14 protein-coding genes are annotated in these 13,722 nt (G+C 68.7%); 5 read left to right on the top strand and 9 right to left on the bottom strand.

All coding sequences use genetic code 11. The features are described from left to right. Positions 1–21: 21 nt before the first annotated feature. From DW298_RS16310 to DW298_RS16300, 3 genes are all read right to left on the bottom strand, one after another. Positions 22–1,308: a PhoH family protein gene (locus DW298_RS16310; protein ID WP_240745177.1), complete on the bottom strand. Its 1,287-nt coding sequence runs from the start codon at positions 1,306–1,308 to the stop codon at positions 22–24. 253 nt (positions 1,309–1,561) lie between these two features. Then, entirely contained in the window at positions 1,562–2,692 is a 1,131-nt protein-coding gene (locus tag DW298_RS16305; RefSeq protein ID WP_136043519.1) for an aminotransferase class V-fold PLP-dependent enzyme, read from the bottom strand. Positions 2,693–2,731: 39 nt separating this feature from the next. Beyond that, a complete protein-coding gene (locus DW298_RS16300; RefSeq protein ID WP_136043652.1) occupies positions 2,732–3,511 on the bottom strand; it encodes an isoprenyl transferase in 780 nt (259 codons plus the stop codon). A 98-nt stretch (positions 3,512–3,609) separates the two neighbouring features. Between DW298_RS16300 and DW298_RS16295 the strand changes: the two genes are divergently transcribed. Then, the gene (locus DW298_RS16295; protein ID WP_136043518.1) at positions 3,610–4,341 is read left to right on the top strand and encodes a hemolysin III family protein; all 732 of its coding nucleotides are present in this window, start codon (positions 3,610–3,612) and stop codon (positions 4,339–4,341) included. A gap of 55 nt (positions 4,342–4,396) precedes the next feature. Here the strand turns inward: DW298_RS16295 and DW298_RS16290 are convergent, their stop codons facing one another. Then, positions 4,397–4,696: a hypothetical protein gene (locus tag DW298_RS16290; RefSeq protein ID WP_136043517.1), complete on the bottom strand. Its 300-nt coding sequence runs from the start codon at positions 4,694–4,696 to the stop codon at positions 4,397–4,399. 68 nt (positions 4,697–4,764) lie between these two features. Here DW298_RS16290 and DW298_RS16285 point away from each other — a divergent pair, with 68 nt between their 5' ends. Both DW298_RS16285 and greA read left to right on the top strand, forming a co-directional pair. Continuing rightward, positions 4,765–5,151, top strand: coding sequence for a DUF4307 domain-containing protein (locus tag DW298_RS16285; protein ID WP_136043516.1), 387 nt, complete (start codon positions 4,765–4,767; stop codon positions 5,149–5,151). 97 nt (positions 5,152–5,248) lie between these two features. Then, complete coding sequence (greA, locus tag DW298_RS16280) at positions 5,249–5,737, top strand: transcription elongation factor GreA (RefSeq protein ID WP_136043515.1); 489 nt, start codon at positions 5,249–5,251, stop codon at positions 5,735–5,737. A 63-nt stretch (positions 5,738–5,800) separates the two neighbouring features. Here the strand turns inward: greA and ilvA are convergent, their stop codons facing one another. Both ilvA and DW298_RS16270 read right to left on the bottom strand, forming a co-directional pair. Beyond that, positions 5,801–7,030 (bottom strand): threonine ammonia-lyase, encoded by a 1,230-nt coding sequence (gene ilvA / locus DW298_RS16275; protein ID WP_136043514.1) that lies wholly within the window; start codon positions 7,028–7,030, stop codon positions 5,801–5,803. Continuing rightward, a complete protein-coding gene (locus DW298_RS16270; protein ID WP_205820410.1) occupies positions 7,027–8,223 on the bottom strand; it encodes an AI-2E family transporter in 1,197 nt (398 codons plus the stop codon). The genes ilvA and DW298_RS16270 overlap by 4 nt, the downstream gene beginning before the upstream one ends. A gap of 88 nt (positions 8,224–8,311) precedes the next feature. Here DW298_RS16270 and DW298_RS16265 point away from each other — a divergent pair, with 88 nt between their 5' ends. Together DW298_RS16265 and DW298_RS16260 are read left to right on the top strand one after the other, a co-directional pair. Beyond that, a complete protein-coding gene (locus DW298_RS16265; protein ID WP_136043513.1) occupies positions 8,312–9,568 on the top strand; it encodes a crosslink repair DNA glycosylase YcaQ family protein in 1,257 nt (418 codons plus the stop codon). Beyond that, positions 9,565–10,488 (top strand): hypothetical protein, encoded by a 924-nt coding sequence (locus tag DW298_RS16260; protein WP_136043512.1) that lies wholly within the window; start codon positions 9,565–9,567, stop codon positions 10,486–10,488. The genes DW298_RS16265 and DW298_RS16260 overlap by 4 nt, the downstream gene beginning before the upstream one ends. A gap of 12 nt (positions 10,489–10,500) precedes the next feature. On the opposite strand, the gene DW298_RS16255 is transcribed toward DW298_RS16260, so the two are convergent. The 3 genes from DW298_RS16255 to DW298_RS16245 all read right to left on the bottom strand — a co-directional run bounded on the left by DW298_RS16255 (position 10,501) and on the right by DW298_RS16245 (position 13,717). Beyond that, the gene (locus DW298_RS16255; protein ID WP_136043511.1) at positions 10,501–11,067 is read right to left on the bottom strand and encodes a LemA family protein; all 567 of its coding nucleotides are present in this window, start codon (positions 11,065–11,067) and stop codon (positions 10,501–10,503) included. A 92-nt stretch (positions 11,068–11,159) separates the two neighbouring features. After that, entirely contained in the window at positions 11,160–12,473 is a 1,314-nt protein-coding gene (locus DW298_RS16250; protein ID WP_136043510.1) for a D-arabinono-1,4-lactone oxidase, read from the bottom strand. Then, positions 12,470–13,717 (bottom strand): alanine racemase, encoded by a 1,248-nt coding sequence (locus DW298_RS16245; protein WP_136043509.1) that lies wholly within the window; start codon positions 13,715–13,717, stop codon positions 12,470–12,472. The genes DW298_RS16250 and DW298_RS16245 overlap by 4 nt, the downstream gene beginning before the upstream one ends. Positions 13,718–13,722 lie beyond the last annotated feature (5 nt).

Genomic DNA, 13,722 nt, shown 5'->3' with positions numbered 1-13,722 from the left:
CGGCATCCGGTGTTTCCGCCGTCAGCTGAGCTCTCCGCCCTCCAGGAGCTCGGTGACGAGGGCCGCGATGGCCGAGCGCTCGGAGCGCGTCAGGGTGACGTGACCGAACAGGTCGTGCCCCTTCAGGGTCTCGATCACACTGGCGATCCCGTCGTGCCGGCCGACGCGGAGGTTGTCCCGCTGACCGACGTCGTGCGTGAGGATGACGCGCGAGTTCTGCCCCATGCGGCTCAGCACCGTGAGCAGCACGTTCCGCTCGAGCGATTGCGCCTCGTCGACGATCACGAAGGCATCGTGCAGAGAGCGTCCGCGGATGTGCGTGAGCGGAAGGACTTCGAGCAGGCCGCGCTCGACGACCTCTTCGATGACGTTGCCGGAGACGACCGAGCCGAGCGTGTCGAACACCGCTTGACCCCAGGGGCCCATCTTCTCGCCCTGGTCGCCGGGGAGGTAGCCGAGCTCCTGGCCGCCGACCGCGAACAGCGGCCGGAACACGATGATCTTCTTCTGCTGCTGGCGCTCCAGTACGGCCTCGAGCCCCGCGCACAGGGCGAGCGCCGACTTGCCGGTTCCCGCGCGACCGCCGAGCGAGACGATACCGACCTCCGGGTCGAGCAGCAGGTCGATCGCGATCCGCTGCTCGGCCGAGCGTCCGTGCATCCCGAAGATGTCGCGGTCGCCGCGAACCAGGCGGTACTCGCCGTCACCCGTGACCCTCCCGAGAGCGGAACCGCGCTCGGAGTGGATGATCAGCCCCGTATTGACCGGGAGCCCTCGGGCCTGCTCGCTGATGCCGACTTCGCTCTCGTAGAGGTCGCTGATGTCGTCGCCGGAGAGGTCGAGGGTCGAGATGCCGGTCCATCCGGAGTCCACCGCCTGTTCAGCGAGGTACTCCTCGGCGCGGAGTCCCAGCGATGCGGCCTTCACGCGCATCGGCAGGTCCTTCGAGACGATCGTGACGTCCTGGCCGTCCTGTGCGAGGTGCATCGCGACCGACAGGATGCGGGTGTCGTTGTCGCTGAGCCGGATTCCCGCCGGGAGCACCGAGGAGTCGGTGTTCGCGAGTTCGACACGGAGCGTGCCACCTTCCCCGACCTCGACCGGGAAGTCCAGGCGTCCGTGCTCGATGCGCAGATCGTCGAGGTGCCGCAGCGCCTGTCGTGCGAAGTAGCCGATCTCGGGGTCGTGGCGCTTTCCCTCCAGCTCCGTGATCACGACGACCGGGACGACGACCGAGTGCTCGGCGAACCGGAAGAACGCCTGCGGATCGCTCAGCAGAACGGAGGTGTCGAGCACATACGTGCGCAGATCCTGATCCGGATCGGCGGACGATGCCCGGCTCGACGTCTTACGGGTGGACTGCTGCGCGGTGCTGCTGGCCTGCTGCGCTGTACGTGTGGTCACGACCCACTCCCGACCCGGGGAATCCCGGCTATTCGAACGAGTCGACCAGGGGGTCACGAGCCGCGAACCTGAGGCCGACTCGAGCGGGCGCCTTGCCCGATGCCTAGAACGTACGACCGCTGAGTGGATTAACCCGAATTCGACACGCCAGGATTCGTTACACGCTGATGAACGTCTCGTTGCCGAATGCGTGCAGCGTCTCATCCAGTCGTTCGAGGGTCGCCGCGTCCGTGCCCGCGTGCGGGGCGATGCGCACCGAGGATCCGCGTGCCGTCACGACGATTCCCGCGTTCGCCAGCGCCGCCGCGAGGCGTGCGGGTTCTTCCGGCGCCAGCGCGACGATGCCGGCACGCTGGGAGCGCTCGCGTGGCGAGGTCACGTCGATGCCGTGGCGATCAGCGATCTCGATCACGGTGTCGACGCGCTCGGCGAGTTGCTCCTCGATGTGTGCGACGCCGGCGTCGCGGACATCGCGCACGCCGATCGCGAGCCGTCCCGCAGCGAGGGTGTCCGGCTGGCTGACCGTGAAGGCCCTGGCGGATGCGGCCGGTGGGGGCAGCTCATCGACGACCAGGTCGGTCGCCGTGGTTCCGGTGATCCCGGAGAGCACGGGGACGATCCGCTCTCGTGCACGCGGTGCGAACCAGGCGAACGCGCTGCCTCGTCCCGCGCGCAGCCATTTGTAGCCGTGCCCGACCACGACGTCGGCAGCCGTGTAGTCGGTGTCGATCACGCCGAACGACTGCACCGCGTCGACGACGAGCAGGCGGTCGGGGCCGATGACCTCACGCAGTGCGGCGAGGTCGGCACGGTACCCGGTGCGGAAGTCGACGTGACTCACCGCCAGTGCGACGACCTCGTCGTCGAGCGCCTCGGCGACCGCGTCCGGGGTCACCCGCCCGTCGTCGGGGGTGATCCACCGCGGCGTGACCGCGCGGTCCGATGCCGTCGCAGCCCGGTCGAGCGTCAAGCTGACGCTGGGGAACTCCGCCGTGCTCGCGATCACCGACCCGGAGATGCCGTACAGAGCGTGCATGAGTCCGTGCGTCGACGAGGGCTGCAGCGTGACGTCGTCCGCGTCGCCCCCGAGCAGCTCCGCGACGAGCTCCTGGGCCTGTCTGACGCGCTCGGCGACCAGGGACAGGGAGGACGGGCGTCCGCTCCCCAGGAGGTCGGCATCGGCGAAGATCTCTTCGCGTACCGACGGAGACAACGGGCCGAAAGCCGCCCAGTTCAGGTAGCCGGACTCATTGCCGAAGGTGTCGACGTAGTCCTGGAAAGTGCTCACTGCGTCATTGTGGCACGGTGCCCCGCGCGCCGCCCCTGGTCAGCGGCCGAACCGACGTTCGCGATCCGTGTAGTCGCGGATCGCGCGGAGGAAGTCGACCTGTCGCAGGTCGGGTCCGAGCGCCTCGACGAAGTAGAACTCGCTGTGTGCGCTCTGCCAGAGCAGGAAGTCGCTGAGTCGCTGCTCGCCACTCGTGCGGATGACGAGATCCGGATCCGGCTGTCCCCCGGTGTACAGGTGCTCGCCGATCATCTCGGGCGTGAGGTGGGCGGCGAGGTCCTCCAGGGTTCCGCCCGAGGCCTCGTGCTTGGTGATGATGCTGCGAACGGCGTCGACGATCTCGTTGCGGCCGCCGTACCCGACGGCGAGATTCACATGCAGGCCGCTGTGGTCCTTGGTGCGCTCCTCGGCATCGGCGAGCACTCTGGCGAGCTCGGGCGGGAGGATGTCGGAGCGCCCGACGTGCTTGACCCGCCAGTTGCCCTCCTGCGACAACGCCTCCGCCAGTTCGGCGATGATCTCGATGAGGTCGGCGAGCTCTGCGGAGTCCCGCTTTCGCAGATTGTCGCTGGAGAGCAGATAAAGCGACACCACCCGCACGCCCAGCTCGTCGCACCAACCGAGGAACTCGTGCATCTTCGCAGCGCCGGCCCGGTGGCCCTCGGCTGCGCTGTCGAACCCGAGCTGGCGCGCCCATCGCCTGTTGCCGTCGATCATCATCGCCACGTGATGCGGGACGGAGGCGGGATCGAGGTGGCGACGCAGTCGACTGGTGTAGAGCCGATACAGCGGCCCTCTCACCGGATTCTCGCGTGATATCACCTCCCTACGCTACCGTGTCGAGACTTTCGCCACCGTGTGCGGATGCTGAGGATCATGTGCTCGTCGAGGTATGCGCGGCGGCTTAGAGTGAGCACGTGAGCACTCCCGAACACTCCGGTCCCGACGTCCCCGAGCTCCCGCTGCATGCCGCCGGCGAGGTCGATGCCGCGGTGGAGATCCGGCCCAGCTGGCGAGGGTGGATCCACGCGGGCACCTTCCCGGTGGCGGTGGTCGCCGGAACGGTCCTGATCCTCCTGGCCGACGGCGCCGCAGCGAAATGGGCATCCGCCGTGTTCATGCTCACCTCGATGCTGCTGTTCGGCAACTCCGCGCTCTACCACCGGTTCGACTGGAAGCCGAAGGTGAAGGTGCTCCTGAAGCGGATCGATCACGCGAACATCCTGCTGCTGATCGCCGGCACCTACACGCCGCTGGCGGTTCTCGCGCTGCCGCCGGCGAAGGGCTTGCTGCTGCTCTGCCTCGTCTGGGGCGGAACCGTGATCGGAATCCTCTTCCGCGTCTTCTGGATCAACGCACCGCGCTGGCTCTACGTCGCCCTGTATCTGCTGCTCGGTTGGGCGGCCGTCATGTACATGGGCGATCTTCTCGCTGCCAACGTCGCGATGATGGTGCTCGTGATCGTCGGCGGGCTTCTGTACACCGGAGGCGCGGTGGTCTACGCACTGAAGAAGCCGAACCCGTGGCCGGGCCATTTCGGCTTCCACGAGATCTTCCATGTGTGCACCGTGCTCGCGTTCCTGTGCCACTGGACCGCGTGCCTGCTCATCGCCCTCGCGCCGCTGTCGCCGTCGCTCGGCGCGCCGTAGTCGGGGCCTACCGCGACCTCACCGGCGAGTGCCCACGAGAGAGGCCGCGATGCGCTCAGCGAGTGGGCGGTTCGTCGCCGGCGTCCGGACGACTCGAGCCCTCGGCCTCCGGCGACACCGGCGACCCCGACGCGCCGTCGGCGGCGGCACGGGCGGCTTCCTCGGCGTCGAGTTCCTCGCGCACCTCATCGCGGTATCGGACGCGGCGGATGCGCCGATTCATGTCCCAGATCAGCAGGATCACGGCGAGCACGATCACCACGATCACGGCGAAGCCGACGAACCCGGGAGAGACAGCCTCCGGATCCACCGTCATCGACGGTGTCGGCATCGGGGTCTCGGTCAGAGCGAGCATGAATCGGCCTTTCGTACGCAGGTCGCATAACCTGGTATCACCAGCCTAACGACCGGGAAGACCCACCTGTGACGACCGCACAACAGCTCGACGAACGCTACGGCCGAACGCGACGACGTCGATGGCCGTGGATCGTCGGCGGCGGCCTCGCGCTGCTCGTCGTCGGCACCTTCAGCTGGATGACGGTCGCGCAGTCGATGGCCTCCGTGGACGCCGACGATCTGGGCTTCACGCTGGTCGACGAGCACTCGGTGGAAGTGAGCTTCCAGGTGACCGGCGTACAGGGTCGAGAGGTCGTGTGCGCGCTCGAAGCACTCGATGAGGAGTTCGGCGTGGTCGGCTGGAAGATCGTCGAGATCCCCGCCGGAGACAGCCACTCGCAGACCCGATCGGTCACCATTCCCACCGTGGCGGAGGCGACCACAGGTTTGGTGAACACCTGCTGGGTCGCCTAGACTCGTGCCAGACAGACGACGCCCCGGCACCGTGCCGGGGCGTCTTGGCATATCCCCCGCAGCACGCCGGAGGGATCCCGAAAGAAGGAGCTTCGTCATGTCCACCGATGCTCAGGTTCCCTTCCTCACGCAGGAAGCATATGACCGGCTCGTCGCCGAGCTGGAGCACCTGTCCACCGTCGGTCGCGATGAGATCGCCAAGCGCATCGAGGCGGCCCGCGAAGAGGGCGACCTCAAGGAGAACGGCGGCTATCACGCCGCGAAGGATGAACAGGGCAAGCAGGAGGCCCGCATCCGCACTCTCGAAGCTCTGCTGAAGACCGCCAAGGTCGGAGAGGCTCCCGCCAGCCGCGGGATCGTCGAGCCGGGCACCGTCGTCACTGCGCTCGTCGCCGGGGGCGAAGAGGTCTTCCTCCTCGGCAGCCGCGAGATCGCCGTCGGCAGCGACCTCGACGTCTACAGCGAGGCCAGCCCGCTCGGTCAGGCGATCCTCGGACTCAAGGTCGGCGAGAAGTCGGCATACGAAGCGCCGAACGGGCGTTCCATCAGCGTCGAGATCGTGAATGTCGAGACCTACTCGGGCTGACACCTCACGGAGAAGCGCCCCGCATCCTCTCGGAGGCGGGGCGCTTCTGCGTGGTTTCGACGGTCAGTCCGCGACGAGGATGGGCTCGAAGCCTGCGCGGCGCAACGTGTCGAGCGTGTGCTCCGAGTGCTCGGGCCCTCGCGTCTCGACGCTGAGCTCGAGGATGACCTCGCTGATCTGAAGACCGTGACCGTGACGGGTGTGCATCGCCTCGATGACGTTGGCCCCTGCCTCGGCGATGAGCTCGGACACCCGGGCCAGCTGGCCGGGGCGGTCGGGCAACGGGACGCGGATGGTGAGGTATCGCCCGGAGGCCGCGAGCCCGTGCGAGACCACGCGCTGCAGCAGCAGCGGATCGATGTTGCCGCCCGAGAGCACCGCCATGGTCGTGCCGGTGCCGGAGACCTTGCCCGCCAGGATCGCCGCGACGCCCGCCGCGCCGGCAGGCTCCACCACGACCTTCGCCTGCTCCAGCAGGATCAGGATCGCCCGCGCGAGATCGTCGTCGGACACGGTGACGACCTCATCGACGAGGTCCTTGATGATGTCGAACGGGATGGCGCCGGGACGGGCGACCAGGATGCCGTCGGCGATGGTCGGTCGCGTGACGATGTCGACGGGCTCCCCCGCAGCGAGAGACGGGGGCACAGCGGCGGCGTTCTCGGCCTGGACGCCGATGACGCGCACGGTGCGCCCGAGCTCGGCGGCACGCGCCTTCACCGCGGCGGCGACTCCGGCGATCAGCCCTCCACCGCCGATGCCGAGGACCACGGTGTCGACGTCCGGCGCATCATCGAGCAGTTCGAGCCCGAGGGTCCCCTGCCCGATCACGATGTCCCGGTGGTCGAACGGGTGGATCAGCACGGCACCGGTGCGCTCGGAGAACTCCGCTGCGAGCCGCAGCGAGGTGGCCACGGTCTCGCCCTCCAGCACGACCTCTGCGCCGTACCCGCGGGTGGCGAGGAGCTTGGGAACCGGAACCCCCAGCGGCATGAAGATCGTCGCGGGGATGCCGAGCGCCTGAGCCGCGAGTGCGACGCCCTGGGCGTGGTTGCCCGCGGATGCGGCGACGACGCCCCGCGAGCGCTCCTCGGCGCTCAGCCGCGACAGGCGATACGCGGCACCGCGGATCTTGAACGAGCCGGTGCGCTGAAGATTCTCCATCTTCAGCAGGACGGTGCCTCCGTGGATGTCGGAGAGGGCTCGCGACGGCAGCGTCGGCGTGTGCGAGATCACCTCAGCCAGACTCTGAGCCGCTAGCTCGAACTCGGTCAGGCTGGGGACTTCGCTCATCGATTCCTCCGTCTCCGCTCGCGCGGTACTGTGCTCCAGATAAGGTCTCCGCTGGGCCCGACGCCGGTGCGCCAGGAGCCGGAGCTGATGGTCACGGCCGCGACGTTGACGAAAGCGGCCAACGGAACGGCGAAGAGCGCCCCGGGGATGCCGGCGATCATCGCGCCGCCCGCCACGACGAGGACGACGGCGAGCGGGTGGACCTTCACCGCAGAGCCCATCATGATCGGCTGCAGGATGTGCCCCTCGATCTGCTGCACCGCCAGCACGACCACGAGCATCCACAGCGCGATCCACGGTCCGTTGTAGACGAGGGCGAGGAACACGGCGACAGCGCCGGTCGCGACCGCACCCACGATCGGGATGAAGGAGCCGAGGAACACCAGGACGGCGACCGGAAGCGCGAGCGGCACCTGCAGCAGGAAGGCCCCGAGGCCGATGCCGATCGCGTCGATGGTGGCCACGAACAACTGCGTGCGGGCGTAATTCACGATCGTCGCCCAGCCGTTTCGCGCGGCCCCGTCGACCGCCGGGCGGGCCTTGCGCGGGAAGATCTTGACGGTCCACCGCCAGATGCCTGCGCCGTCGGCGAGCAGGCAGATGAGGATGAACAGCGACAGCAGCGCGCCGGTGGCGACGTGTCCCACCGTCGTTCCGATGGCCAGCGCACCCGTCCAGAGGGCCTGCGTCTGCTCATTGAGGAAGTCGAGGCCCTGCTGCAGGTAGTCGGCGATCTGGGTGTCGGAGAGGTTCAGGGGGCCTTCATGCAGCCAGACCTGGAACTGGTCGAACGCCTCGGTCGAGCGAGCCTGCACGTCGGGCAGCTGGGCACGAACCTGCCAGACGACCAGCCACATCAGCCCGGTCACGATGGCGGCCGTTCCGATGAGCGAGATGGCGATCGCCAGCCAGCGGGGGAGTCCGTGTCGCAGCATGAACGAGAAGGCCGGCCACAGGAGCGCCGTGATGAGGATGCCGACCATCAGCGGGATGACCAGGAGCTTCAGCAGCATCACCAGCCAGATGAAGACGCCGATCGCGGCCGCGATGATCAGCAGCCGCCACGAATAGCTCGCTGTGATCCTCAGCGGCAAGGGCACCGCCTCATCGGCATCGGTCGTCACGGTGCGGTCTGTGGAGACCGGGCGCGGACGGAAGAGATCTCGCAGCCGGGGGCGCTGGTCCTCGCTCATCGCCCAAGTCTACGGTCAAGCGGTATGCCGTTCGACGCATCCATCGCCGAGCGGGAGCGATGTCGGCGTCCGGCGATACGCTGGCGACGTGACCGAGACCCTCAGTTCGACGCAGGCCCGGCGAATCGCCCTCGCAGCGCAGGGGTTCACCCGCGCGAGGCCCGCCTCCGTCGCCGCGCGCCACGTGCACCGGGTGATGGACCGCCTGGGCGTGCTTCAGATCGACTCGGTGAACGTGTTCGCACGCTCGCACTACCTGCCCCTGTTCTCACGTCTGGGCTCGTACGACCCGGCGCTCCTCGACAGGGTCTTCCTCTCCCGCACCACCCACTACGTCGAGTACCTCGCCCACGAGGCGACGTTCATCCCGGTCGCGGACTGGCCGCTGTGGCGATTCCGCATGGACGACTTCCGGCGGAAGTGGGCGGGTGAAGATTCGTGGATGAGCAACAACGCGCGCACGGTGCAGTGGGTGCAGGACGAGCTGCGCGCCAGGGGGCCGCTGCGTCCCGCCGACCTGCGTGACGACGCGCCTCGAGAGCGCGGCACCTGGTGGGACTGGGACGAGGCCAAGCTCGCACTCGAACACCTCTGGCGCACAGGGGATGTCGCCGTCAGCGGCCGCAGGGGCTTCGAGCGCACATACGCGCTGGCCGAGCAGGTGATCCCCGACGGGATCCGATCGCGGGAGATCTCCCGCGACGAGGCGATCCTGGAATTGACGCGACGTGCGGCCCGCTCGAGCGGTGTCGCGACGCAGTCCGACCTCGCCGACTACTACCGGATCCGCGACCGCGCCACAGTCGCACGCTCGATCAGCGAGCTCGTCGACGCCGGCGAACTGCTCCCTGTCCAGGTGCGCGGGTGGGAGCGCGGCGGCCGTCCGCTGCCCGCGTGGCGGCATCGCGACGCCGTGTTGCCGCGCAAGGTCGACACCGCGGCCGTTCTGACGCCGTTCGATCCGGTGGTGTGGTTCCGCGACAGGGCGCTCCGCATCTTCGATCTCGACTACCGCATCGAGATCTACGTGCCGGCCGAGAAGCGTCGGTTCGGCTACTACTCGCTACCCGTGCTCGTCGGCGACCGCATCGTGGCGCGCGTCGATCTCAAGGCCGACCGCGCCAGCTCCACTCTGCAGGTGCAGTCCGCGTGGTGGGAGCCGCAGGCTCGGCCCGGCGATGCCGAGCCCGTCGCCGCGGAACTGGCCCTGGCAGCCGCCTGGCAGGGCCTGGAACGGGTCTCGATCTCGGGTTGGGGCGATGCCACCTCGGCGCTGCACGGCGCGCTGACCGGGGCGGGTGGCAGTGTGCATCGCCACGTGCACGCCAGAGAGAGCGCCCCATGAGTCGGCGCCGTTGGTGGCTGATCGGCAGCGTTGCGGGAGTCGTTGCGGCCGTCGTCACCGGTGTGTGGATCTTGCAGGCGACGAGTCGTCCTGCCACTGCGCAGGAGGCCGCTGTCGCGTACCTGCGCGCGCTCGAATCCGGTGACCCGGCAGCGGTGGAGAAGACCGGCGCCGTGGTCTCACCGGAGACCCTGGAGGCGTTCTCCGGCGCGACGGCACTCGTCGAGGATGCGGAGGTGACCTCCGTCACGGGCGATGACAGCGCCCCGATCGGGGGAGCGACGGCGGTGGCCGAGATCTCCTTCCGCCTGGCCGATGAAGAGCACACGGCAGAGGTGACGCTCTCCCCCATCGACGGACGATGGGTCGTGGACGATTCCGGGCGGGGCAGCGTGAGCGCCACTCCATCGGTCGGCACATTCGTCGCCGTCGGGGAGCAGATCCTGCCCGCCGGCGAGGCGACGGCGCTGCTGCCGGCGACCTACACCGTCACCGCCGCGCCGGTGGCGTTGCTCAACGGCGAGAAGTCGGTGACCGTGCTCCCCGGCCACGAGACAGCCGTCGATGTCGACGTGTCCGTCCGCGCCGAGGCGACGGGCGCGGCTCAGAAGCAGCTCGACGAGCACCTCGCGACCTGTACGGAACCGGGCGCCGCGGCCCCGCCCGACGGTTGCGGCATCCGCATCCCCTGGGGCACGGAGTTCCGCGCGGTCACCGACATCCGATACCGCGTGGAGGAGCTGCCGACCATGACGTTGTCGGCTACCGGGTTCAGCGCAGAAGATGGGGTGCTCGTCGCGACCGTCGCCGGAACCGGTCAAGACGGCGCGAAGCGCGAGACCACCTATCGGACCGACACGTGGGCCGTGCGCGGCGACGTGTCGTTCACCGCGGACGACGTGGTGCTGACCGCCTGGTGAGCGCGCGTCGGATCAGAACTGCACGCGGGGCGGCTCGGAGATCGCGCTGTTGTCGGCGACCTCGAAGAACTCGCGCTCGGTGAAGCCGAGTCCCTTGGCGAACAGGTTGTTCGGGAAGACCTTGATCTTGGTGTTGAGCTCGCGAACGCCGCCGTTGTAGAAGCGACGCGCGGCCTGGATCTTGTCTTCCGTATCGACCAACGCCTGCTGTACCTGGAGGAAGTTCGTGCTCGCCTGCAGCTGCGGATACGCCTCGGCGACCGCGAAAAGACTGCGAAGTGCCTGTTGGAGGTGTCCCTCGGCGATTCCGGCCTCACCGGGCCCGCCGGCGGACAGCGTCTCGGCGCGCGCACGGGTGACGTTCTCGAAGACGGCCTTCTCGTGGGAGGCGTACCCCTTGACCGTCTCGATGAGGTTGGGGATGAGGTCGGCTCGTCGCTTCAGCTGCACCGTGATGCCGCTCCACGCCTCGTCGACGCGGACCTTCAGCTGCACCAGCGAGTTGTACGTGGCCCACAGATAGATGCCGGCGAGCAGGATCACTCCGACAACGATCAGTACCGGCACGAGCCATTCCATCAGAGGCCCACCCTTCCTCGTGTTTCTCTCATCCTAGACGCGCACCCTGCACGTGGACTGGGCGCATGCCGGGGCCGCGGTCTCGGACCGTGTCAGGCTCCGAGCACGCGATCGAGATAGCGATTCGTGAAGCGCCGCTCCGGATCCAGGCGGTCGCGGAGCCCGACGAAGTCGTCGAATCGCGGATAGCGCTCGCGGAGCGTCTCGTCCGTCAGAGTGTGCAGCTTCCCCCAGTGCGGGCGGCCACCGAACTCGAGCATGATCTCCTCCACCGCGTTGAAGTATTCCGACGGGTCGGCGCGCCAATACCGGTGCACCGCGATGTAGGCGCTCGAGCGCCCATGCGCCGTCGACAGCCACCGGTCGTCCTCCGCCGCGAAGCGCACTTCGATCGGGAACTCGATGCGCCACCCGCGCTGAGCGATCAGGGCGCGGACCGCCTGGAACGCCGGCACGACATTCTCGGCCGGCAGCGCATACTCCATCTCACGGAACCGCACGGTCCGGCTCTGGATGAGCACCCGATGCGACAGCTCGGTGTACTCACGGTCTCCGGTGAGCTTCACGGCCAGTCTGCTGAACGGCGGCGTCATCGCCGGAACGACCTGCCCCGCGGCGCACACAACCCGGTAGACGCCGTTGGAGAGGAGCGTCTCGTCGATCCATCTGCCGACCACGGGGAGCGGTTTGCGCACCGTCGACTCCGGCAGCCGTGTCTGACGCTTCGTCAGCGCGACGTCGGTGTGCGGGAACCAGTAGAACTCGAAGTGATCCGAGGCGGCCACGCGCTCATCGAGCGTGGCGAGCACGTCGTCGAGAGGGGCGGGCTCATCGATGGCGTGCATGACGAAAGCCGGGACGCACTGCAGCGTGACCTCGACGATGATGCCGAGCGCACCGAGCCCGAGCGCGACGGCCGGCAGCAGTTCGCTCTCGTGCTCGTCGTCGATGCGGAGGAGTTCTCCTTCGGCCGTGACCATGGTGATGCCGACGACCTGTGTCGCCAGGCCGCCGAACTGCGCGCCGGTGCCATGGGTTCCGGTGGAGATCGCCCCGGAGATGGACTGACGGTCGATGTCACCGAGGTTCTCCATGGCCAGCCCGTAGGGGGCGAGCAGGCCGGGGATGCGATGCAGCCTCGTACCCGCGAGAAGGGTGACCCGTCCGCTGGCCGCATCCGCCGAGACGAGACCCTGCAGGTCGTCGAGTTCCAACAGGACGCCGGGCGCGACGGCGATGCCGGTGAAGCTGTGCCCCGCGCCCACGGCCTTCACGCTGAGACCGTGCTTCACCGCCGCGATCACCGCGCGCTGCACACCCTCGGGACTGCGCGGACGCTCCACGCGCACGGGACGCACCGAGGCCGACCGGCCCCAGTTCTGCCAGGAGCCGCCGATTCTCGTCACAGGAACGCCTTTCCCTCGCCGCGGTAGGTGGGAAGCTCGTCGATGACCTGCTCCCCCGACACCAGGTGATAGCGCTCGATGCGCTCCGCGGGCTCTCCGCTCTTCGCATGCCGGAACCAGACGCGATCCCCCACTCCCAGCGACGTCGCGGCAGGCCCCTGCAGCGGCGTCTGCACCTCGCCGGCGGCCTCACGCCCGAGCGTGCGGAGTCCCTCGGGCCACACCGGGCGCGGCTGACGGGAGGCGAGAGCAGGGCCGGAGGCGATCCACCCTCCGCCCAGCACCGTGGCGATGTCGTCGGCCGGCCGGCGCACCACATCGAACGCGAAGGCCGAGGCCGGGGCGGGGCGGAACGACCGGTATCCGTCGAACAGATGGCCGCCGAGCAGCCCGCTCCCCGCGCTCGCCTCGGTGAGTGATTCGTCGCTGCCCGTGAACTCGAGCGAGCCGGTGCCGCCGCCGTTGAGGATCTCCAGCGGAGCGATCGCCCCCACGGCGGCGACGATGGCCGCCCGACGCTCCCGCAATTCGTTCCTCGAGCGCGCCTGCACCATGCGGATCAGTGGCGCGTCGGGCCCGGCATCGTCGCCCTGACCCGCGATCTGCGCGTCGTACATCTGCAGTCCGACGAGCCGGAACCCGGGCCGAGCGACGACCTTGCGGGCGAAGCCGGCGACCTCGCCGGCGGTGAAGAGCGCCGATCGTCGGACTCCGATGTGGCCGAGGATCGAGGATCGCCAGGACGCGTCGACGTCGATCGCGACCCGGATCTCGGGGCGGGCTGCGGGACCGGCGACACTGTCGATCAGGTCGAGGTGGACGAGATCGTCGACCATCAGCGTGATGCGCTGCGCCGCCTGCTCGTCGGCGAAGAGCCGCTCCAGACCCGCGCGATCCACCGTCGGATAGCCGAGCATGATGTCGTCGTGCGTCTCGGCCAGCCACAGCGCCTCCTCGAGCGTGAACGCGAGGATGCCACGGAATCCGGGGAGTTTCAGCACTGCGTCGAGCACGGCCCGCACGCGCACCGACTTGGAGGCGACACGGATGGGGAGTCCGCCTGCGCGCACCAGCAGGTCCATCGCGTTGTAGCGGAGCGCGTCTCGGTCGATCACCCCGACTGGCGCCGGCAGGTGTCCGGTCGCGGCGGAGAGGCGTGGCCAGTAACGGGCCGGATCCTCCCACTCCGGGGCGATCGCGGGCGCACCCTGAACGGGGCTCAGTTCGTCGATGAGGTCGAGCACTCCCC

Source organism: Microbacterium sp. A20 (assembly GCF_004794515.1).
Taxonomy (GTDB): Bacteria; Actinomycetota; Actinomycetes; order Actinomycetales; family Microbacteriaceae; genus Microbacterium.
The sequence above is the reverse complement of the archived record's forward strand: the minus strand, read 5'-3'. Positions and strand labels throughout refer to the sequence as shown.